This is a genomic window from Streptomyces colwelliae, assembly GCF_048158785.1.
GTDB lineage: Bacteria > Actinomycetota > Actinomycetes > Streptomycetales > Streptomycetaceae > Streptomyces.
Genome location: NZ_JBLTJC010000012.1, coordinates 42,086 through 62,928, shown reverse-complemented (window position 1 = coordinate 62,928; position 20,843 = coordinate 42,086). Strand labels below are relative to the sequence as shown.

24 protein-coding genes and 1 pseudogene are annotated in these 20,843 nt (G+C 68.9%); 19 read left to right on the top strand and 6 right to left on the bottom strand.

The genetic code is table 11. The features are described 5' to 3' along the window. Positions 1 to 46: 46 nt before the first annotated feature. From ACNFOC_RS04605 to ACNFOC_RS04595, 3 genes are all read right to left on the bottom strand, one after another. Positions 47 to 535 carry a hypothetical protein gene (locus tag ACNFOC_RS04605; protein WP_416956816.1) on the bottom strand — a complete coding sequence of 163 codons (489 nt, stop codon included), beginning with the start codon at positions 533 to 535 and terminating at the stop codon, positions 47 to 49. Between the two features lie 444 nt (positions 536 to 979). Continuing rightward, entirely contained in the window at positions 980 to 1,516 is a 537-nt protein-coding gene (locus ACNFOC_RS04600; protein WP_416956814.1) for a MarR family winged helix-turn-helix transcriptional regulator, read from the bottom strand. 34 nt (positions 1,517 to 1,550) lie between these two features. Next, entirely contained in the window at positions 1,551 to 2,639 is a 1,089-nt protein-coding gene (locus tag ACNFOC_RS04595; RefSeq protein WP_416956812.1) for a PP2C family protein-serine/threonine phosphatase, read from the bottom strand. 169 nt (positions 2,640 to 2,808) lie between these two features. On the opposite strand from ACNFOC_RS04595, the gene ACNFOC_RS04590 reads away from it, so the two are divergent. The 5 genes from ACNFOC_RS04590 (at position 2,809) to ACNFOC_RS04570 (ending at position 7,072) form a co-directional block, all read left to right on the top strand. Then, complete coding sequence (locus tag ACNFOC_RS04590; protein ID WP_416956810.1) at positions 2,809 to 3,315, top strand: nitroreductase family deazaflavin-dependent oxidoreductase; 507 nt, start codon at positions 2,809 to 2,811, stop codon at positions 3,313 to 3,315. A 900-nt stretch (positions 3,316 to 4,215) separates the two neighbouring features. Further along, positions 4,216 to 4,860 (top strand): TetR/AcrR family transcriptional regulator, encoded by a 645-nt coding sequence (locus tag ACNFOC_RS04585; RefSeq protein WP_416956808.1) that lies wholly within the window; start codon positions 4,216 to 4,218, stop codon positions 4,858 to 4,860. Positions 4,861 to 4,871: 11 nt separating this feature from the next. Then, the gene (locus tag ACNFOC_RS04580; protein ID WP_416956806.1) at positions 4,872 to 5,531 is read left to right on the top strand and encodes an ABC transporter ATP-binding protein; all 660 of its coding nucleotides are present in this window, start codon (positions 4,872 to 4,874) and stop codon (positions 5,529 to 5,531) included. Beyond that, entirely contained in the window at positions 5,518 to 6,318 is an 801-nt protein-coding gene (locus ACNFOC_RS04575) for a hypothetical protein (RefSeq protein WP_416956804.1), read from the top strand. Before ACNFOC_RS04580 ends, ACNFOC_RS04575 begins: the two co-directional genes overlap by 14 nt. Positions 6,319 to 6,424: 106 nt before the next feature. After that, positions 6,425 to 7,072, top strand: coding sequence for a hypothetical protein (locus tag ACNFOC_RS04570; RefSeq protein ID WP_416956802.1), 648 nt, complete (start codon positions 6,425 to 6,427; stop codon positions 7,070 to 7,072). Between the two features lie 3 nt (positions 7,073 to 7,075). Here ACNFOC_RS04570 and ACNFOC_RS04565 read toward each other — a convergent pair whose 3' ends face one another. Further along, positions 7,076 to 7,852: a flavodoxin family protein gene (locus ACNFOC_RS04565; RefSeq protein WP_416956822.1), complete on the bottom strand. Its 777-nt coding sequence runs from the start codon at positions 7,850 to 7,852 to the stop codon at positions 7,076 to 7,078. Positions 7,853 to 7,957: 105 nt separating this feature from the next. Between ACNFOC_RS04565 and ACNFOC_RS04560 the strand changes: the two genes are divergently transcribed. Both ACNFOC_RS04560 and ACNFOC_RS04555 read left to right on the top strand, forming a co-directional pair. Beyond that, complete coding sequence (locus ACNFOC_RS04560; protein ID WP_416956800.1) at positions 7,958 to 8,374, top strand: SRPBCC family protein; 417 nt, start codon at positions 7,958 to 7,960, stop codon at positions 8,372 to 8,374. A gap of 188 nt (positions 8,375 to 8,562) precedes the next feature. Further along, on the top strand, positions 8,563 to 8,781 hold the full coding sequence (locus ACNFOC_RS04555; protein WP_416956798.1) for a hypothetical protein: 219 nt from the start codon (positions 8,563 to 8,565) through the stop codon (positions 8,779 to 8,781). A 106-nt stretch (positions 8,782 to 8,887) separates the two neighbouring features. Here the strand turns inward: ACNFOC_RS04555 and ACNFOC_RS04550 are convergent, their stop codons facing one another. Next, entirely contained in the window at positions 8,888 to 10,066 is a 1,179-nt protein-coding gene (locus tag ACNFOC_RS04550) for a serine hydrolase domain-containing protein (protein ID WP_416956796.1), read from the bottom strand. Between the two features lie 632 nt (positions 10,067 to 10,698). On the opposite strand from ACNFOC_RS04550, the gene ACNFOC_RS04545 reads away from it, so the two are divergent. From ACNFOC_RS04545 to ACNFOC_RS04495, 11 genes and pseudogenes are all read left to right on the top strand, one after another. After that, positions 10,699 to 11,010: an ArsR/SmtB family transcription factor gene (locus tag ACNFOC_RS04545; protein WP_416956794.1), complete on the top strand. Its 312-nt coding sequence runs from the start codon at positions 10,699 to 10,701 to the stop codon at positions 11,008 to 11,010. Between the two features lie 159 nt (positions 11,011 to 11,169). Next, positions 11,170 to 11,931: a class I SAM-dependent methyltransferase gene (locus ACNFOC_RS04540; protein WP_416956792.1), complete on the top strand. Its 762-nt coding sequence runs from the start codon at positions 11,170 to 11,172 to the stop codon at positions 11,929 to 11,931. 156 nt (positions 11,932 to 12,087) lie between these two features. Next, on the top strand, positions 12,088 to 12,579 hold the full coding sequence (locus ACNFOC_RS04535) for a MaoC family dehydratase (RefSeq protein ID WP_416956790.1): 492 nt from the start codon (positions 12,088 to 12,090) through the stop codon (positions 12,577 to 12,579). Positions 12,580 to 13,737: 1,158 nt separating this feature from the next. After that, positions 13,738 to 14,061 (top strand): GNAT family N-acetyltransferase, encoded by a 324-nt coding sequence (locus tag ACNFOC_RS04530; RefSeq protein WP_416956820.1) that lies wholly within the window; start codon positions 13,738 to 13,740, stop codon positions 14,059 to 14,061. A gap of 212 nt (positions 14,062 to 14,273) precedes the next feature. Further along, entirely contained in the window at positions 14,274 to 14,702 is a 429-nt protein-coding gene (locus ACNFOC_RS04525; RefSeq protein WP_416956788.1) for a hypothetical protein, read from the top strand. A gap of 734 nt (positions 14,703 to 15,436) precedes the next feature. After that, on the top strand, positions 15,437 to 15,952 hold the full coding sequence (locus tag ACNFOC_RS04520) for an NfeD C-terminal domain-containing protein (protein ID WP_416956786.1): 516 nt from the start codon (positions 15,437 to 15,439) through the stop codon (positions 15,950 to 15,952). A gap of 116 nt (positions 15,953 to 16,068) precedes the next feature. Then, positions 16,069 to 17,505, top strand: a complete 1,437-nt coding sequence (locus ACNFOC_RS04515) for a flotillin family protein (protein WP_416956784.1) — start codon at positions 16,069 to 16,071, stop codon at positions 17,503 to 17,505. A gap of 216 nt (positions 17,506 to 17,721) precedes the next feature. Next, a complete protein-coding gene (locus ACNFOC_RS04510) occupies positions 17,722 to 18,288 on the top strand; it encodes a NucA/NucB deoxyribonuclease domain-containing protein (RefSeq protein WP_416956782.1) in 567 nt (188 codons plus the stop codon). Between the two features lie 19 nt (positions 18,289 to 18,307). Then, positions 18,308 to 18,901 (top strand): hypothetical protein, encoded by a 594-nt coding sequence (locus ACNFOC_RS04505; protein ID WP_416956780.1) that lies wholly within the window; start codon positions 18,308 to 18,310, stop codon positions 18,899 to 18,901. A 426-nt stretch (positions 18,902 to 19,327) separates the two neighbouring features. Continuing rightward, positions 19,328 to 19,534 carry a hypothetical protein gene (locus ACNFOC_RS04500; protein WP_416956778.1) on the top strand — a complete coding sequence of 69 codons (207 nt, stop codon included), beginning with the start codon at positions 19,328 to 19,330 and terminating at the stop codon, positions 19,532 to 19,534. Positions 19,535 to 19,743: 209 nt separating this feature from the next. After that, a pseudogene (locus tag ACNFOC_RS04495) lies at positions 19,744 to 19,863 on the top strand (TerD family protein); the annotation flags it as partial. Here ACNFOC_RS04495 and ACNFOC_RS04490 read toward each other — a convergent pair. Then, positions 19,812 to 20,174, bottom strand: a complete 363-nt coding sequence (locus ACNFOC_RS04490; RefSeq protein WP_416956823.1) for a hypothetical protein — start codon at positions 20,172 to 20,174, stop codon at positions 19,812 to 19,814. The pseudogene ACNFOC_RS04495 and the gene ACNFOC_RS04490 sit on opposite strands and share 52 nt — an antisense overlap. 162 nt (positions 20,175 to 20,336) lie before the next feature. Here ACNFOC_RS04490 and ACNFOC_RS04485 point away from each other — a divergent pair, with 162 nt between their 5' ends. Further along, positions 20,337 to 20,705: a hypothetical protein gene (locus ACNFOC_RS04485; RefSeq protein ID WP_416956776.1), complete on the top strand. Its 369-nt coding sequence runs from the start codon at positions 20,337 to 20,339 to the stop codon at positions 20,703 to 20,705. The last annotated feature ends 138 nt before the right edge of the window (positions 20,706 to 20,843 follow it).

Here is a 20,843-nt window from a genome sequence, read left to right as displayed (position 1 = left end):
GAACGTCAACACCACCTCGCCCACACCCAGCCCCACAGCCGGCTGATCAACGATGTGAGGCAACGCCCCACCCGGGAGACGCCAAGGCGACGGAAGGCACGGAGAGCCGGTAGGAGCGGACAACGGCGATCACGCTCGCGGCCACGAGGGCGACGGCCCACGGAGCCAGGTCACGCAGCGGCCCCGACACACCGGACCCCGTCTGCGCACCGCGCGGGGATACCCGCCCCTCGGGGTCGGACACGACTGCGAGCGCGTCTCCGCGCCGGGTGTCTTCTCCGCAGCCACGCCAGATGCGGACCTTGAGGGGGACGCCGTCGCGGTCCGCCACAGAACACAGGTAGCGGGCGTGCCCGCCTTCGGCCGCCCGGCCGTCTTCGACCGAGGTCACCACCACGGACTGCAGCTGCCCCCGTTCGGCAAGCACCACCCCGGCCGCAGCTTGAGGAGCCTGGAGCGCGAGACACACACCGAGCAGCGCGACGACGCCGATCAGCGCACGTCCGGCCCCCACGACCGACAGATATACGGTCAACGCCCCCCCCACACACCAGGCCCGCCTCGCCGTCGGCCAGCGAGGGCCTCCCCGTCCAGGCCCCGAAGAGCACGGTAGCGACGATCGTCCCGGCACCGAGGCCCCCGGCCAGGAGCCCCTCCCCCACGAGCCACCAGGGTGGCCGCCCGACGAACTCCGCCGGGCCCCACACCATGGTGCGCACGTACGCCATCAGGTGACGCTCGGACGAGGACGAGTGGTAACCCCTCAGGCGCACGCGTCTCACACCCCCGCGCCCTTCCCGTCCACCGTCGGCCGCCCACTCCACCACTCGGAGGAACACCCCGCGACGGACGCCGACACGTCGCGCGTGTTGTCGTGGCAGGACAGCGCGCCCGACGTTCACAATTCCCTTGCATTATGCAAGATCTTCCGGGCTCGGAAAAGACCCGTCCGGGAATCGGGACGAGCGGCCGGGAGTCGTCAGGTGTCGTGGGCCATCACGCCGTCGACGACCCAGCCGAGAGGATGCGGTTCAGGGTCATCCAGGGCGGGGGCAGGGGGCTCGCCTCCCGCCTTGTTGAAGGCGCCCAGGGCCTCGACGAGCGCCAGGCGCTGAATCGGGGAGAGCCGCTCGACAATGGCGACGATCTCGGAGCGGCGCCGGGCGGTGACGTCCTCGACCGTGCGCCGGCCCTCCTCGGTGAGCTGCAACATCGTTTCACGGCGGTTGCCGGGATTGGTCTGCCGGTCGGCGAGACCGGCCGCGATCAGCCGGTCGACCATCCGCATCGCCGTGGACGGCGCCACCTGCAGCAGGTCGGCCAGGGTCACCAGCTTGGTGGCACCACGGGTGGACAGCACGACCAGCATCCGGAACTGCGGCAGCGTCACCCCTTCCTCGACCTCGGCGAGCGAGCGGGCCGAGACCGCCACCAGCAGCCGGGACGCGGTCAGCACCGCACGGGTGACCGCATCGACGTCGTCCATCGTCCCCGCGGGGTTCTCACGCTCCTGCATTAGTCCTTTCTACCTTGCCGAAGGTGGTGCCCCCTCACCCGATGGGAACAGATTTTCCTTCCCCATGACCGTGGTAACGCAGCAGGAGCATCGCGGCGTCGTCGTGGAGCGGCCCTGCGACATGGCGCACCAGGTCCTCGCGCAGCGCCTCCAGGGCGCGGCCGGCGTCCGGTTCCTTGAGCAGGTCCGCCCTCTCACCGAGGGGGTAGAAGGAGTCGCCCGCGTCCCGGGCCTCGGTAACCCCGTCGGTATACAACAGCAGTTGCTCGCCGGGGGTGAAGTCCACCCGGTAGGGCTTCGGACCTTCGGTGCCGTGGGCACCGAGTCCCAGGGGGAGGGCGTACACGGGCGGCTGCGGGAAGTCGACCGTGCCGTCCTGGCGTACGACCATGGGGGCCGGGTGACCGTAGTTGAGGAAGACGACGTCACCGTCCGAGCCGATCTCCGCGAGGATCGCGGTGACGAACTTCTCGCCTTCCAGCTCCCGGGCCACACTGCGCTCCAGGCGTTCCCCGAGCCCGACCAGGTCGGCTTCGTCGTGCGCCGCCTCCCGGAAGGCGCCGAGCACCACGGCGGCCGTCTCCACCGCGGCCAGCCCCTTGCCCTGCACATCCCCCACGATCGCCCGGATCCCGTGCGGTGAGGCCACCATCTCGTACAGGTCACCGCCGATGCGCGCCTCCGCGACCGCCGAGGTGTACGACACCGCCGCCTGTAACGGGCCCGCAGTTCGCGGCACCGGCCGCAGCAGCACCCGCTGGGCCACCTCCGCGATCGACCGCACACTGGCCAGCTCCGCCTCCCGGCGCGAGCGTGTCACGGCCGCCGCGATACCCACCCCCGTCACGCCCGCCACCGACGCCATGGCGGTGAAGCCCCGGCGCTCCTCGAAGAGCCCGTCGTACATCCCGAGTGCCACGCACACGAGCAGAGCCAGCGCACCGATCAATGTCGTACGCCGCCATCCGCCGACCAACCCGGAGAACGCCGGCCCCAGCGAGACCAACGGCAGGAGTCCCACCCCGGGACCGGCGACGACGTCCACCCCAGCCACCACGGCCATCGCCGCCACCGGCATCCAGGACAGCACCGCAGAACCCTGCGTCGGCTTCTGCCCGTTCATGCGTCCTCCAGATAAGTTCGAGCGCATGAGAGCCGTCTGATCGCTTGTGGCACAGACACCCCTCCCCGGATTTAGACTATGCAAAGGTTCCTGTGAGGAAGAGGCTCACGGCCCAGCCTTTTACCCAATAGAGGCCGGGAGCCGACAAGTCCGACGTCGGAAGGCGAAGATGCCCCACAGACAGGCTCCACCGGAAGGGCCTCAACTCCCCATCGGCTGGCGGCGGTTCCTCGCCCGCCTGCCGATACCGGTCTTCCGCTGCGGGTTGGGGTGGATCTTCGGCGGCCGGCTGCTCCTGCTCCATCATGTGGGCCGCATCACCGGACTCGACCGCCGCGTGGTCCTGGAGGTGGTGGAGTACGGACCGGACGAGGACAGCTGGACCATCGCGTCCGGCTTCGGCCCGAAGGCTGCCTGGTACCGCAATCTGCGCGCACAGCCGAAGACCCTGATCGTGGTGGGCACCCGCCATCACGCCGTCACGGCCCGCTTCCTCTCACCGGACGACGGTGCCGAGATCATGGCCCGCTACGCCCGACGCCACCGACGGACCGCACAACGCCTCTGCGCGTTCATGGGCCTGCCGCTCGACGGCACCGATGCCGGCTTCCGCGAGGCCGGCCGGAACATCCCCTTCGTACGCCTGGACGCCGGCCCGGGAACCCGGCTGCCGTAAAGCCCGGACACCGTGCCGGTTCAACTCCAGACCAAGACCACCCCAAAGCCCTGGCGACACATTTTGCACTATGCAAAACTTGCGCTCGGGGACCGGGTCGGCGGTCGGTGTCGCCCAGCGCCCAGGAGTGATCGGCACGCTGTCCGGAGTGGGGGCGACACACCGACCGCCGACAGGTCCCCCACCGCTCGGCTCTCGGAGATGCGTGCGCTCCGCACGCTCTCCGCCGATCCGCGCGGTCCCCTGCGGCCTGCGGAATGGACCCGGCCGAGGAGGGACGGGGGCCATGGCCGCTGAAGACCCAGGCCAGGGCAAACACCGGACGAGGGGGGCGCTGTAGCACCCATCCCGGACACCTTGTGGTGGCGGTTTCTCGGCGACGCCGAGCAGGCCATCGGGACCTCCGCGCCCAGGGAACCCTCCGCACGAGAGCGGGCGGTCGGGAGCCGCTCCGATCCGGCGGACTCACCCGGCGTGCGGCAGGAAAGGCGAAGAAGGTGCGCCTGCCGAACCCTGGCCGGCATCTTTTGATGCGGTGGGCGAGGTGTGGCAGCCGGACGAACAACAGCCCGACCCGGCTGGCGGGACATGGACGGCCCGGCCCGGAGGCGACGAGTGACCCGCGCCCTCGCAACGGTCGCCGTGGTGTTCGTGGCCGTCGCGGCCCTCTCCCACGCGTCCAGCCGTTCGGGCGCCTCCGGCGGCACGCCCACGGTCACCACTTCACAGCAGTCCGATGAGGTGCTGCTGGACGACGCACCCACCGCGAACGCCCCGCCGTCCGATCCGGCCTACACGGGCACGCTCCCGCCGAGGCCCCGTACTGGTGATGCACCCCGTAGACACAGGGCGTTCCATCTCCCCTCGACAGCGATTGAACGCTCGTTTAGTATTCTGCACATGCGTTCAATCCGCGACGACCGGACCACCCGCGCAGTCATCCGTGACGAGGCCCTGCGCCTGTTCTCCGCGAGCGGGTGGGAGGCGGTGACGATGCGGCAGATCGCCGCAGCCGCCGGCGTGTCGCCAGGGCTGGTCATGCACCACTTCGGATCGAAGGAGGGCCTGCGGCAGGAGGTCGACCAGTACGTCCTGGACGTCTTCGAGGCCATGCTCGGTGAGCTGACAGGTGACGGCGGGGCGGAGCTGCTCGATCCCGGAGCCGGGGCGAGTTCGCTGAGCGAGGTGTTCGCCCGGCACCTGCCCGACGACTCACCGCTGCCCAGCTACCTGCGCCGGCTCCTGCTGTCTGACACAGACGCCGCGCAGCTGCTGTTCCGGCGCCTGTACGAACTGAGCAGGGCCGCGCTGGACGGCCTGGCGGCAGCGGGACTGGCCGCCCCCGGAAGGGATCCGGCGGTGCGCGCCGCCCTGCTCCTGGCCAACGACCTCGCCCTGTTCCTGCTGCGCGAGCGCCTGGCCGAAGTCCTCGGCACGGACCCGCTGTCGGTCGACGGCATGACCCGCTGGGCCCCGGAGATGCTCAGCATCTACGCGGGCGGACTGAACGCGGCACCACCGGAACCGCAAGGAGACGCACCCTAGGGAGGCAGCGCATGGCGCCCGGCTCAACACCCGCAACCACACCCCTACTTCAGGCCCACAACATCCACAAGTCCTACGGCAAGCATCCCGTCCTGCGCGGCGCCGACCTCACCGTCGCCCCAGGTCAACTCATCGCCGTCGTAGGCGAGAACGGCGCGGGCAAGTCGACGCTACTGAAGATCCTGGCCGGCACCCTGCCCGTGGACCGCGGCGAGGTCGTCCTGTCCGGCACCCTCGGCTACTGCCCGCAGGACCCCGTCCTCAACGCGAGCCTCACCGTCGAACAGCACCTGCGCTACTTCGCCGCCGCCCACCGCCTGCCCGACCTGGACCGCGGCCGTGAACTCGTCCGCCTCCTCGGCTACGAGCAGTACGGAGCATCCCCCGCCGGAGAACTGTCCGGCGGCACACGCCAGAAGCTGAACCTCACCCTGGCCCTGCTGCACGACCCGGACGTCCTCCTCCTCGACGAGCCGTACCAGGGCTTCGACTGGGAGACCTACCTGCGCTTCTGGGACCTGGTCGAGGACCTGCGCGCCCGTGACAAGGCCATCGTGGTCATCACCCACCTCGTCTTCGAGCAGGAGCGCTTCGACCTGCTGGCCGACCTCACCGACGGCCGGCTCACCCCGCGCACGACGTCGAAGGAGAACCACCATGTCGGCGCCTGACGCACTCCAACTGCGGCCGCTGTACGGACAGTTCCCCACCGCCCTGCGTTTCTGCGTGCGCGACCAGACCCGCAACCGGCTCGCCGCCCTGCTGCTCGTCCTCTTCGTCCCCGCCTGGTACCTGATGATGGACGCCCTGGCCGGACACACGCCACTGGACTTCAAGCTCTACGCCACCGGCCGGGTCCTGCACGTCGACGGCGGCCAGCTGACCCTGATCTCGGCGGGCCTCAACTCCGTCACGATGATCGCCGGGTTCGTCGTCTTCGACGCCGTCCGCAAGGCCCTGACCTTCGACCGCCGCCTGGTGTTCGCCGGCTACCGGCAGAGCACGCTCATCGGCGCCAAGTTCCTGTCCATCGCTGCGGTCGCCAGCGCGATCGCCCTCTACACCGCGCTCGCGATGCTGCCCTTCTGGCGTCCGGATCCCGGCGGCTGGTTCGCCGTGCTGGCCGGCTTCACCGCCATCGCGCTCACCTATGGCGCGCTCGGCCTGCTCCTCGGCGTCCTGGTCAAGCACGACCTGGAAGGCTTCTTCTTGATCATCATGGGCGGGCTGATGGACACCTTTCTGCAGAACCCGCTGGGCAACCCGCTCGCCAACAAGCCCGTCCTGGAATGGTTTCCCTCCTTCGGGCCCATGCAGTTCGCCGTCGGCGGCTCCTTCGGCCACACCCTGCTGTGGGGTCACCTCGCGCTCGGCCTGAGCTGGGCGGCCGCCTTCGCCGCGGTCGGACTGGTGATCTTCCGGATCAGGACCCGCAACCGCACGCGCACCGGTGGCTGAGGACCGCCGTACTCCCGCCGCAGTAGTCCTGCACTCCCCTCGGAGTAACCCCAACCCACTCCTCCCGTACGACGACCCCGACGGCCCGCCGATCGAGCATGAAGGCATGATTTTCATCGAGGTCTTCGCACCTGCGGGCGTTCTCGACCCGGCACGACACCAAGAAGTCGGCAAACGACTCATCGACGCGCTCATCAGCGCCGAGGACTCCCACGCCGAAGCCGTCATGGACTCCGCCCGTCACCTCACCCACGTCCTCATCCACGAACCGGCCGCCTGGATCACCGGCGACCGTCACCCGGTCGACCCCGCCGACCCGCCCCGCTACCTGATCCGCGTCAGCGCACCGGCCCCCTGGCGCAAGGAAATGAGCGCCTACGCCATAGACCGGCTCACCCAGGCCCTGGCAGAGACCGAGGAGAAGGCGGGCCGGGATCCCAACCGGCTGCGCGACCAGCCGCACGCCCTGGTCCACGTCGTCGGCATCCAGGAAGGCAGCCTCGGGCTGTACGGACGTCCGATGAGCAGCCTGGATCTCATCCAGCACATGACCGCCCCGCACCGCGACACCATCGCCCACCTGCCCACCGACGCCCTGCCCCCCGGCACGGTCATCGACCCGGTGTGCGGGATGACCGTCGACCTGAACACCACCGACCTCACCCTGGAGGTCGAGGGCACACTGCACGGCTTCTGCAACGGCCAGTGCCGACGCATCTTCGCCGACGAGCACGGGGTACCACTGAAGGCATAGGGCTCAGCGGTAGTCGGGGTTGGGGGCGTCGAGACGGCAGCCCGCGTCCCACTCCGAGCGCTGGTTGCCGTGCGCCGGGAAGCCCTTGGCGCGCTTGAGCATGGCGGCCATGTGCATCAGGTTCCAGGTCATGAAGGTGGTGTTGCGGTTGGTGAAGTCGTTCTCCGGGCCGCCCGAGCCGGGGTCGAGGTACGACGGTCCCGGTCCCGCCGGTCCGATCCAGCCGGCGTCGGCCTGCGGCGGGATCGTGTAGCCGAGGTGCTGGAGGCTATAGAGGACGTTCATCGCGCAGTGCTTGACGCCGTCCTCGTTGCCGGTGATCAGACAGCCGCCGACGCGGCCGTAATAGGCGTACTGGCCCTCGGAGTTGAGCAGACCGGAGCAGCCGTAGAGGCGCTCGATGACCTTCTTCGTGACCGAGCTGTTGTCGCCGAGCCAGATCGGCCCGGCGATCACCAGGATGTCGGCGGCCATGACCTGCTCGTACAGCGCGGGCCACTCGTCCGTCGCGAAGCCGTGCTGGGTCATGTCGGGGTAGACGCCGGTGGCGATGTTGTGGTCGACGGCCCGGATCTCGGACGTGGTGACCCCGCGCGACATCATGATCGCCGCGCTCTTGTCGATGAGCCCCTGGGTGTGACTCTGCTGCGGGGACGGCTTGAGCGTGCAGTTGACGAACAGGGCGGTGAGGTCGTCGAAGCGATAGCTGTCGTCGGTGGCGTTCACGGCGGCTCCTTGCGCGCGAGGCGGTGTTTCGTCCCGGGACGGGGACGGATCCAGCGGCAGCTTCTCGCGGGGATCTGCGTTTGTCGCGCTTTGTCCGCCATCCGTCATCCTTCCGACCGATGTCGCGCACGAGGGGGCGCCGGCTGGGATCCTGGCCCCGTGGCAATTGATGTGACGGTGCGGCGCGTGATCCCGCTGGCGCCCGAGCAGGTGGCGGCGTACGCCATGGACTGGTGTCACGACACCGAGTGCACGCAGGGCATCCGGCAGGCGGAGCTGACCAGGGAAGCGGACGGCGGCGGGTTCGGAGTGGGCGCCGAGGTGACTCGTACGGCGTACTTCCTCGGTCGGCGCATCGACTATGTCCTGCGGGTGACCGCACACGAGCCACCACGGCTGCTGGACATGATCGCCACGGCCGCCTCCATGCCCATGCACGTCACCTACACCTTCGAGGCCCACCCACGCGGCACCCTGGCCGGCATCCGGGTACGCGGTGGCCCCGGCGGTCTCCTTCGCCTGGCGGCACCCCTGATGTCCCGCCAGGTCCGGTCGTCTCACCAAGGACTTGCGTAACCTCGAACGCCGGCTCACCGACCCGGAAAGCGGCACGTGATGGCGTACGACGAAGGGCTGGCCGCCCGCGTCCGGGAGCGCTTGGGAGCGGGTCCCGACATCACCGAGGTGGGGGGTCCCCCCCGCTCGAGCGAAGCCGAGAGTGGGGGAGGACGTTCGGGGGCATCGCGTTCCTCCACCACGGCAACATGGCCGTCGGCGTGAGCGGCGACGACCTCATGGTCCGGGTCGGCCCCGACGCCACCGACGAAGTCCTTGGCCGGCCCGGCGCGCGGATCTTCGACATGACTGGCCGCCCGATACGCGGCTGGGTCGTGGTCGCGGGCTCCGCCGTCACGGAGGACGAGGCGCTCGGCGAGTGGATCGACGAGGGCCACGCGTTCGCGGCGAGCCTGCCGCCCAAGTGAGGCTCGGGTGTTCGGTCCGTGCCGCACCCGCAACTGTCTCGTTGCCGACGATGCGTCAGTTCCCGGTAAGCAGGTGCCGGACGACCGGTGCTGCGTTTGCGGCGGATCAGGAGGTGCCGGTGTCCGGGGCAGTGGGAGCGCAGAGCTGGTGGTCGATGAGCCTGTCCATCGCATGGTCGGTGGCCAGCCCGTTCGGGGTGCCGTCGCCGCTGACCGCCACCACGACGATGCGGTGCCCGTCGGGGGTGGAGCCGTCGCGAGTAGTGTAACCGGGCATGTCGCCGCCGTGGCCCCAGTAGCCGCCCCCGCAGCTCAGCGGGATCCACATCACGCCGAGGCCATAGCGGGCACCGGGCCACTCCTCGGCCAGGGCCGGGGCCGGGACGGTTGACTGCATTTCGGCGAGCTGATCCGGGCGAAGCAGCCTGCCGCCGATCAGTGCGGACCAGAAGCGGACCAGGTCACCAGCGGTGCTGACGACCGCACCGGCCGCACCGGCCGCGGTCGGATTGAACGCCGTTGCGTCGATCGCCTCGCCCGAGCCGAAATTGGAGTAGCCGTGCATGTGCCGCCCCGGGATACGCGGCGACGTCCCTGGCGCGAGGGTGCGGTGCAGGCCCAGCGGCGCGATGACCCGTTGCTCGACCTCGTCCTGCCAACTCCGCCCGGTGATCCGTTCGATGATCATCCCGACCAGAATGTAGTTGGTATTGGAATACTCCCACCTTGTTCCGGGTGCAAAATCCGGGGCATGACGCATGGCGATGGCCACGAGCTGCCCGCTGGTCCAGGTGGTGTACCGCTGGGCGAGGAAGTTCTCCTTGGTGTCCATCTCCGGGAAGTCCGACGTGTAGTTGAACAGTCCGCTGGTGTGCTGCAGCAGCTGCCGGACAGTGATCCGGGAGCCGTCGTTGCCGTTGCCGTCAACCACCCCGGGCAGCCACCGCTCAACCGTGTCGTCGGGGGTGAGCTGCCCCTCGCCGACGAGCTGGAGGAGCACCGTGGCGGTGAATGCCTTGGTCGCGCTGCCGATTCGGAACCGGTCGCCTGTCTCTACCGGCGTGCCCGCGGCGGTATCCGAGAGTCCGGCCGTGGCCTGCTCGCGCGCGTTCCGTCCGGCCACTTCGGCCACCACCCCGACCGTCCTGGTCCGCTGCACCGAGTCCACCTGAGCACGCAGCCCTCCCGCCCCGAACGCCTCCGCCGGGCCCGAGGCCAACACGATTCCAGCCAGCACGGTGGCGGCCGAAAAGGCCGCGGTTCGGCGGCAGGTCCGTACACGCATACCGGGTCTCCCTCTGCGTCGGGGCATCAGGCACCCACGCTAGGACTCCCGTCCCGCCCCCACGATGGGGCTGACCCGCCGAAGCCCATGGGGCAAACCCCCGGTCCCCGCTGGCATGCGGATGACCAGGAACGATACGAAGGGTCACAGTGAACCGCCCGTGCTTCAACGCGGGATATCGACGCGACGCAAGCCGAGTTTCAGCAGGTCAGCGAATTCCGTCGGTGCCCCCACCCACTCCCACTGTTCTTGGGCAACGAAGTTGGTCGTGCGTCTAGCGCTGACCTGGGCGGACTGAGTTGGATGGCAAAGGCTGTTGCCGATCCTCCGGCTGTGATCGTTTCGGGCTGCGCATGGGCGAGCCGGCGGGCCCCGAGTCGTGGTCGCGTTCGTGCCGTCGCCGTGTATGGCACCCAGGTGCGGGTACGGGGCCCCGTCCGGGAGTCACAGGATCATGAAGGGTGAGTGCTCGGCCAGCAGGAGCCTGCGCAGCGACGAGCGGATGCGCGACAGGATGTGGCGACGTGACGAGGCACATGCAGACATGGCTCCCCCGACAGCGGTAAGGTACGCACTGTTGCGTACCTTCAGGAAGGTACGCAACAGTGCGTACCTTGTCGAGAGGTGGAGCGATGGCGGCGGGCGAGTTGGCGCATCCTCGCGTTGAGGAGCTGGAAGTAGGGGCCATCCTTGTGGCGCTGGCTGATGCGAACCGGCGTCGGGTCGTGGCTGAACTGGCCGCGGGACCGGAGGAGGAGCGGTTGTGTGCTTCCTTCGATCTGCCGGTGGGGAAGTCCAGTCGCACCCGTCACTGGCGCGTCCTGCGTGAGGCGGGGTTGGTGTATCAGCGCGATGCCGGGAACGGGCTGTACATGCGCCTGCGCACAGAGGATCTGGACCGCCGCTTCCCGGGCCTGATCCAGGCCGTCATCTCGGCGGACTAGGCGTACCCGAAGCTGATCCAGTGGTGCCGACCTCGAACCGTTCGGCCCCGGGAGCTTCGGCAACTGCCGTGCCGGGGGCTCTGGTTGTGACCGGAAGTGATCACCGGGTTGGGTGATCCGGCGCCCTGCTGCACCGAGGCAGGGACCCATGATGTGGGGATGACTGCCAGCTCGCGTGCTCATTCGTTCAACTCGGCCGCTGCCCAGTACGAGGCGAGCCGCCCTTCGTACCCGCCGGCGCTCTTCGACTTCGTCGAGGAGTTCCTGAGCCGTTCCCTGGCGGGTGCCCGCGTCGCCGATGTCGGCGCGGGCACCGGAATCGCGACCTCCCTGCTGCGGGAGCGGAGTGCCGATGTGGTCGCCGTCGAGCCTGGTGACGCGATGGCCGCCGAGTTTCGCCGGGTGCTCCCGGACGTGCCGATCGTCCGAGGAGACGGCAACGCTCTGCCACTCGCCGATGCCTCGCACGACCTCATCACCTACGCGCAGTCCTGGCAGTGGACCGACACCGGCCGTTCTGTCCCGGAGGCCCTGCGGGTCCTGCGCACGGGCGGGGCGCTCGCGATCTGGTGGAACACCACCGCCTTCGATGTGCCATGGATCCGCGCTCAGCACGAGCGCATCGCGCACCACTGCGGAGTTCCCTCCCGCTCTGCGGCGCGCCCCGACGACGGCGAGGCCATCCGGCTCGCGGGGCTGACCGGACTGCGGGTTGTGCGCCGGCAGATCCGCTGGCAGCGGACCGTCTCCCTTGCCACACACCTCGCCAATATCAGCAGCCGCTCGGCGTTTCTTGTCCTCGGCCAGACCACCAACCGGGCCTTTCTCGCCGAGGAGCGCAGGCGACTGCGCGAGGCTTTCCCCGATGAACTGGTGGACGAGACCTATGTCGTTGACGTGCTGGTAGCCGCTCGTCCGTGACCGTGCGACGGGCCGGCAGACAGCGCAGGGCGGCACGGCGCCTTGGCCGATCCTGGATCGTTCCCTGCGTTCGGGCAGGCAGCTGTCCGTTACCGTACGCCCCATCGTCCACCACGCCTCGTCGAGTTCGGCGGGGAACCGAGTGAGAGGGCGTCCATGACGACGACCGTCCCTGCCCCCACCGACAACTTCACCCACCCCATCGAGGACCGCTACTTCGAGGACTACGTGCCGGGCGCCGTGCACGTCTTCGGCAGCAGCACCCTCACCGAACAGGACATCCTCGACTTCGCCCGGCGCTTCGACACCCAGAGCTTCCACACGGATCCCGTGGCGGCGCAGGCCGGACCGTTCCAGGGGCTGATCGCCAGCGGCTGGCACACCACCGCCGTCATGATGCGCCTGTACGCCGACCACTACCTCAGCAAGGTCGCCTCGCTCGCATCCCCCGGCGTCGACGAACTCCGCTGGCAGCGGCCGGTACGGCCAGGCGACACCCTCTCGGTCCGGGCCACAATCACCCGCGCCCGCATCTCCCGCTCCAAGCCCGACCGCGGCATCGTGCACACCCAGGTCGAGGTCCTCAACCAGCACGGCGAAACGGTGCTCACCATGACCGTCATGAACATGCTGCGCCGCAGGCCGTAGCGGCCCCGGTCCTCGGTACGGGCGGCGTGCAGGGCGATGATGCCAGTCATCGCCACGGCGCGAAGCCGACGCGCTGCCCAGTCGTCGCCCACCAGTACCAGTACCACTTCGAGAAACGCCAGATGGTCAGTCGGCCACGCGGTATCGCAGGTGCGTGACCCCTGGGGTGTCGATCACACGGACGAGGTCGAGCCGACGGGGCGAGCCCAGCGCCGCACACTGGCCGGGTTGCTGATGCCGACCGAGGGGTACTGCACCACGTGGACCGACCGCGTCGTCCTGATCCCCGAGGACGAGCAACACCTTACCGACTGTATGCGCCAACACCTCCGCCTGCGCAGTGGCGAGCGGGAGTCGCGTGAGGTCCGCTGCCCCGGAGTGGACGGAATCGATCAGCGCCTGCCCCAGCCCGGCGGGCAGGGAGGAGTCCGTGTCCGCGTGGATGCGGACCTCGGCGCCGTCCGAGAACCCTACCCAGGCCGGGCAGGTGCCACCTCGCCGGGCGGTCTCGTCCGCGGGGAGTCGCCGTCCAGACGGGCCAGTCGGACCACCGTCCGGTGCCGGCGACCCGCGTGCGTACGTCCACCGTGCCGTCGAGCGTCGCGGTGGGGTCGTTCCAGATGACACCCAGCATGGGGATCGACGGAGCGCCGGTTGCACTCAAGGTGGCGTCCCGCACAGCGCGCACCTCGCGCTTCACCGGACCGGCTCAGGACTACCCGGGCAGGTGTTTTCGCGATCATCGGATCATCAACACGGACGGTCGGGAGTTCTGCCGAGACGCGCGTCCGAGGCAGTGACGTGTGCTGGACTGGACGGCGTAGTCCCGATCGCTCGGTTCGCGCGACGCTTCCCCACCCCGGACGGACGCGAGGCAAGAAACACGTGTCCCACAGGCCGCTCATGGCTCGCGCCTGGCCGCGACGGCCAGGATGCGGTATTGCGTTCGCGTGGGAGTGGGCGGGATGCGTGCCGCCCGCGGCAGCTGGCCCGTGTGGCGTTTTCACGCCCGGCGATGCCGTGCGATGGCCGGATACGGACGAACAAGAGCGGTCGGGTACGACCCGGTCCTAGTGTGATGGTGTGCAGAGGAACCTGGCGGTGCGATCAGCCCCCAGCGACCCGCAGGATACCGGTCGGCCGTTCGAGATCGTCCTTATGGACGGCGAGCAGAAGGTGGTCGGACGGCTGCGCTTCCGGGTCTGTCTCCCCTGCCGTGCGGGCCAGATCCTGGACATCTGGGTCAGTGAGGCGCGCCAACGCCAGGGGCTGGGGCGCGAGGCCCTCTGCTGCCTGTTGACTCGCTGTCCGGACTACCGGTGGACCACTACCACGCAGTCCCGGCCGGGGCGTGCGTTCCTTTTGGCGATGGCCCAGGAGACCACCACGGACCTCCCACCCGGCGGTCCGCTCTGCCCCCATCTCAGGGGATGGCCGAGTCGGCTCTGGCACCACATGATGAGGCGAAGCGCTTCGTTGTGACCCGGCAGGGGCAGACACACACGAAGTGCTGAGCCGGTCTGCCGACGGGGACCCATAGGGACGTTTGCGACGAAGGACAGTGCGTGCGCGTGCCGAGGAGGGCTGGGCTGAGAAGGAGAAACCCGCCGCGTGACGGTGCTTGTCGTGCGGCCCTTCGCCATGATGGCCGTGGCCGCCGTGGGAGACATCGCCGCGGGCTCCAGGTGGGCTTTGTGCCGCTGGTGTCGCTGGGGCCGGCCTTCGCCTCGCTCGTGGGCGGCTGGCGGCGCACCACGCGCATTGGTGGGTTCGCACTCCTGCTCACGCTCCTGCTGGGCTGGTACGACGACCTGTTCGATGCCCGCCGCGGCTTCATGTCCGTGGCCTCGGTCATCGGCGTCACCGCCGCGGGACTCGTGGCCGTGTCCATGCGCCGACGGAGGGAAGCGGAACTGGACAACATGCGCTCCGTCGCGGAGGCCGCGCAGCGTGTGCTGCTCAAGCCCATGCTGCGGCTCGTAGGGAAATTTTGCGCCGCCATCTCGTATACGTTCGCCGTCACTGAGGCGCGCCGCCGGACGGATCTTCGGGACGCCTTTCGCCTCGGGCGCTCGCGGAGTCCTGGCATGAGACGAGTCCGGGTTCCGGCGAAGGCCGACTGACTGCCGAGCCTCCAGGTCACCCAGAACTCCCTGGCCGGTGCCAAGCCGGCGCTGAGGACAGCGCCGATCATCCCTGTCCGGCGACCACAGCGTCGCCATATGGCTGGGTCGACTTCCTCGGGCCTGCCCCAGCTGGCTCAGCACCTGCAGCGTCCGACCAGGGAGTGACCCCTTTCTGGCCAGCGCGGCCCAGGATGCCTCGGCTGTGCAACGGACACACGAACGGGTTGGGCCCGTCGAAGGCCCCGCCGCCAGAGACGGCGGGGCCCGGCACGGCTGCGTACAGAGGTACGGGACGGGGGCCGGTGCGGTGGCCTCACCGTTTTAGGGGCGGCTGAGGTCGTCGCCAAGGTAGCGCGGACCGCCGGGTTCTTGATGAGAGTCATCTGGCCCTGGCTGCTCCGGCCCGGAACGCGCCGCTGGTCAACAGACGCGGGTGTTCGTTTCGTTGCGTGGATGCGCACGATGGCCCAGCGCCCGGAGGCTGCGCCGAGGCAGGGGCTGTGGTTGGTGAGCTAGGTGGTGGCTCCGCCTACGGGGGGAGGTGGAGCCGTAGGCAGGGTAATGCGCACAGTCGATTTTTGAATCGGAGCAGTACGAATGGCCGACTGGGGAGGACAGCGGCATCAAATCTTCGTAAACATTGCCAGGATCAGGCAATGTTCCGTACGGCGTGGACGTGTGAGCATGCCGGTGCAACGACGAGTGACAACTGGGAGAGGCGGTGACTGGGAATGACCTGGTTTCTGGGGCTCGGCATCGCGGGGGTCGTCCTCCTTGTCCTGTCGCTGGTCCTCGACGGATTCCTTGAGGGTCTCTTCGACGGCGTCGGCGTTCTGGAGGGTCTCTTTGACGGCCTGTTGTCGCTGCCGGTCATCGCCGGGTTCGTGTCGATGCTCGGCTTCTCCGGCGCGATCGTCATGGGCACCACCGATCTGGGCGCCGTCGGCGCCACTGCGGTCGGGGTACCTGCCGGAGTCGCCACGGGCTGGCTCGCCTATCGCCTCAGCCGCGCGCTGATGGACGACCGGTCCGGCGCCGCCCCACGCAACGACGACCTGATCGGCGCCCCGGGGTCCGTGGTGACCGCCATCCCGGCCGACGGCTTTGGCGAGGTGCTGGTTCACCTGGCCGGGCAGCCGGTCAAGCTCGCGGCGAAGAGCCCGGTCCCTGTGGCACGCGGCGCGGAGATCTGGGTGCAGGAGACGCTGTCGCACACGGCAGTCTCCGTCCGTCCGGTGGAACGCTGACCGGCCGCTCCGCTCACCCCGCCCGGCACCGGTCCCGTCGATTCCTACGTGCTCTTTCTCGTCCACATGACCCGTATCGATCTGCCGTCCCCCGGGAGGGCTGAGGGGAAAACACCATGCGTTCGGTTGTCATCGCCGTGATAGGAGTCGTCGTACTCCTCGTCCTGCTCGCGCTGGTCGTCATCACGCGTTACAAGGTCGCCGGCCCGAGCGAGGCGTTCATCGTCACCGGGCGGCGCGGCAAGAAGGCCACCGACCCGGAGACCGGCCGGGTCTTCACCGACAACAGCGGCCAGAAGGTCGTGGTCGGGGGCGGCGTGTTCGTCGTGCCGTTCGTGCAGCAGAAGTTCAGCCTCGACCTGTCCTCACGGCACATCCCGGTCGCGGTACGCGGTGCGGTCACGCTGCGCGGGGTGAAAGCGCACCTCGAAGGGGTCGCCATCGTCAAGGTCGGCGGCAGCGAGGATTCCATCCGGGCCGCGGCCCAGCGGTTCCTGATGCAGCAGAACGGCATCGTCGGCTTCACCCAGGAAGTGCTCTCCGGCGCGCTGCGCTCCATCGTGGGCCGCATGTCGGTGGAGGACATCATCCGCGACCGGGCCGCGTTCGCCGGTCAGGTCGCAGAGGAGGCCGAGGCCAGCCTGTCCGGGCAGGGCCTGGTACTGGACGCCTTCCAGATCCAGGACATCACCACCGAGGGCTCCTACCTGGAAGACCTGGGCCGACCGGAAGCCGCGCGGGCCAAGCAGGAAGCCGACATCGCCGAGGCCGTGGCCCGGCGTGCTTCCGAGCAGGCCCGGCTGAAGGCCGAGGAGGAGATCGCGATTGCGCAGCGGACGTTTGCGCTGAAGCAGGCGGAGATCAAGGCCGAGACGGACCAGGCCGCCGCCCAGGCAAATGCCGCGGGGCCGCTCGCTGAGGCGGCCAGGCAGCAGGACGTGCTGAGTGAGCAGGAGAAGGTTGCGGAGCGTCAGGCGGCGCTGACCGACCGCGAGTTGGACACGAAGGTCCGCAAGCCCGCGGACGCGGCCCGCTACCAGGCCGAGCAGGAGGCCGAGGCCCGCCGTATCGGCCTGGTCAAGCAGGCCGAGGCGGACGCCCAGCGGTCCCGGCTGACCGGTGAGGGTGAGAAGGCGCACCGCGCCGCGCTCGCCGACGCCGTCCGTATCGAGGGCGAGGCGGAGGCCGCCGCGATCGGCGCGAAGGGTGCCGCCGAGGCCGAGGCCATGCGGAAGAAGGCCGATGCCTTCAGCCAGTACGGCGACGCGGCCATGCTGCAGATGCTCGTCGAGGTCCTGCCGCAGGTCGTCGCCAAGGCATCCGAGCCGCTGAGCGCCATCGACAAGATGACGGTCATCTCCACAGACGGTGCAAGCCGGCTCTCGCGCACCGTCGCGGACAACGTCGCCCAGGGCGTCGAACTCCTCAACTCCACCACGGGAGTCGACCTCGCCGAACTCCTGAAGGGCATCACCGCCGGCAAGGCGTCGGTCCAGGCTCCCTCGGCCCCGGCGCCCGCCGAAGCCAACGGAAAGATCGAAATCTCCGGCTGACCTTCTTCGGTTCCTACCAGCACAGAGCCTGGGCAGGGAGCGCGCTGCCCGGGCTCCCGCGCACGCAACTCTCCAGTGGGTGCGCAAGAAGGTGCGCGTCCGTCAGCCGCCTGTGTGTACCTCAGGCGCGGAAGAACCCCGAACGTCCCCGCTGCCTCAAGGGCGCCTCGAAGCCCCCGCAGGAACCACCACTAGGCGAGAAGGGGGATTGACCGCATGTGTAAGTCGCCGCCCGTCACGCACACGACGGCCGTCATGGCACTGCCGGTGACCACGCGCGCCCTCGCGGACCACCGTCGACGCGCATGGCGATGGATCATGACCGGGTGCGCCGCCGCCGTCATCGGACTTGCCCTCCGACCGGCCGCGGACGATGCGCGGATCGGCTGGCTCAGCCATGTCGCTGTTGTCTGCGTGGGCAGCGCTCCTGTCGCCCTCGCCGTGGGAGTGGCAGCCCTCGCCAACAGCCACCGCATGCGGCGCACGCTATCGGCCTTCCCATGGGCGTCGTCCAGCGGAGGCTATGCACGTCCCACCGGATACAGCTGCGACGAGTACCCCTTCGCCTCCAGCCACGAGGGCGCCGCCAGCAACCCGCTGCTCGGCCGGACCTTCGACTGGTGCCAGATCAGCACACTCACGAGCCGCACCGGCCCCGGCTGGAGCGCCTGCATGATCCCCGCCGAGGAAAATACCGCCGCCGGGCGCGACGACCTGCGCGTTTTCTACAACGAGAACCGCGTCCTGGAGGACGACGCGTTCTACGTGTGGATCGTCCAGTAACAGCCCCTACCATGGCCGCATGACGGAGCCAGCACCCACCGTGGCCTCCAGCCCGGTCCACGTTGACTACCACACGTTCGAGCTGACCGACTCGGACAAACGCATCCCCATGGGGTTCGACACGTCGAACGGGCTGGTCTTCTCCCGGCCCGGGCAGGTCGTCATCTGCACCGGCATCAGCACGGGCCCCGTGAACGTCAGTGTCCAGGTGCGTCGGCAGCCTCCAGCACAGGTGGATGCCGACGTGTGGGACGAGATCCTCGACCACAGCGTCGCAACAGCGACCGGGGCCCTGCGCGTCACGAGCGTAATGACCGATGCTCCGGATCTGCCCCTCCTTACGCCGCAGGGGCCGGGGACGTACCGCGTCCGGGTTCAGGCGCGGGGCCGCGACAACGCCCCCGACGGTGTTGCCGACGACCCCGTCGAGGATTATCTGCTCATCGTCTGGCCGGCAGAGTCTCAGCCAGACGAGATCCACAAGCAGACAGACCTCTACGGCGCCGAACTACGAGCCCGGCCAAGCAGGCCGGCGCCCCCGCTGTCCACAGGCGATGCCGAAGACGATCGGCGGCGCACACGCGAACGGCTCCACCGCCGTCGCACACCATAGGCCCTCCTTCCTTCAAGGAGCCACGCTCGTTGCCAGTGATGGGATCAAGCTCCGGCAAGGCTCACGTGTGTTTGCCTTGACGGACTTCGACGATGGGCAGCGTGGTGACGGTGGCAGGAAGGACTCCAGCAAAGCCCAACTCCCAAGGAGAATTTGCAGCACATGCTCGCGTTCATCTTGCTGACCGAGGATGAACGTGCCGCGGTCGACGACGGCCAGACTGCCCTCGACGGGCTCCTCGCCCGACTCACCGACATCCCCACCCCTGCCGGTCCCACCCCACGGGAACTCAGCCTGCGCCACCCTCGATCTGCGCGGGCAGTGCGCAGGCTATTGAGGCACGGGGGCTCTCCGTGTGCCGACAGTGCTTGGTGTGCCACCCGTCGGTCAAACCAGCAAAGCTCAAACATTAAGGACTCGTGTCACATGGACAGGAAATGGCTGGATAGCATCTATGCCGACATTGCTTTCGCGGCGGGAGGACTTGCCATTACGCTCTCTTGGTTGCCTGCTTGGTATTCAGCGGTTCCAGGGATCTTCACCAGCGGGTGGATTGTTCAAATTTACAGGCGCGTGTTGAATGGCAATAAAGGCGCTGACTCGAACAGTGGTGGTGTCGATTCCGCAAGTTAGGCGGATAATGGCTAGCTTCGGTCAGTGCTCGACGTATTGGTGCGGCGGGCCTGGACGGACAAGAACCCGTCTGCTGCACTCCGGTCCCCGCTCCAAGCGTCGGGTCCTCAAGCATCCCGGAACCCTTGAGAAGGAGAGCCGCAAGGCCGCCGCCTACAGAGAACGCCCCGGTGATGACGGCCGCGCGAAGACCTACTCTGCGTCTCATCACAGCGATGATCTTCGGCGAGCTGTAACGGCATGGCGCCGAGTGGAAGTTCCGCGCGGTCGACCAGGGCTACGCCTCCGGGCTGGCCGGCATCGCCTCCGACTTCGGCAGCAACGTCTGAGGGCAGCCGACCGTCGCCTCATCGCTGTCACGTTCCCAGCGGGCGGGCAGTGGGTTGAACCCGTACTCCTGCCGAAGGTCCGCCCCGGCACGAAGGCGGGCACCCTGGCCACGGTGTGGGTCGACCGGCGGGGCCAGCTGACGTAGAAGCCGCTCGCGCACGTTGAAGGCCCGCTCCAGGCGTCCTGGACCGGTGTCCTGGTCGGCCTGGGGGCGGCCGGAGCTCTGCTCGGCGGCGCCCAGTTGGTTCCGTTTCTGCCTGGCCAGGCAGCAGTCGAGGCAAGAGGGCGACGAGTGGGCCCGTGCCGACACGCACTGAGGGTGGAAGGCCGGCTGTCATGGCATGGCGGCAGCACCATGGAGGACGACTTCGTACACCTGCCCGACCGTTCCCAGGACCAGACATCACGAATCGTGGCACGATGCAAAGATAGCCGGAACACAAGCTCGTGCCGCACGACGAGGGGACTGACCATGTCCGCCATCACCATCGCGATCCGCCGGGCGATGCGCCTCGACGGAGCACCCGGCGTGGCGGTCGTCGACTATGTCAGCCGTATGACGCTCGGCGCCCTCGGCGAGCCGGACGGCCTCGACCTCGTCAAGGCCACGAGCGGCGGCACGGACATCGTTCGCGCCGAACTCTCGGCCATGGACCTGATCGGTTACGCACCGGCGCGACTGGAGGACATCCTCATCACCCTGGATACGGAGTACCACCTGATCCGGCCTCTGACCCGCCGCGCACACGAAGGACTCTTCCTCTACGTTGTCCTCGACCGGGACCGCACCGATCTGCCCAGCATCCGCAAAGAGTTGCGGCAGATCGAGCAACTCCTGTGACTGCTCTCCGCCAGCCACTCGCGGCACCGACGCGGCGGAAATGAGGATGTGCCCGACCGCAACTGGGCAGTCCTGTCCCCGTCGCTCGCGGCAGCCGCGAGGCCCAAGTCGAGCGCCCGCCGTGTGCGGCGATGCCCG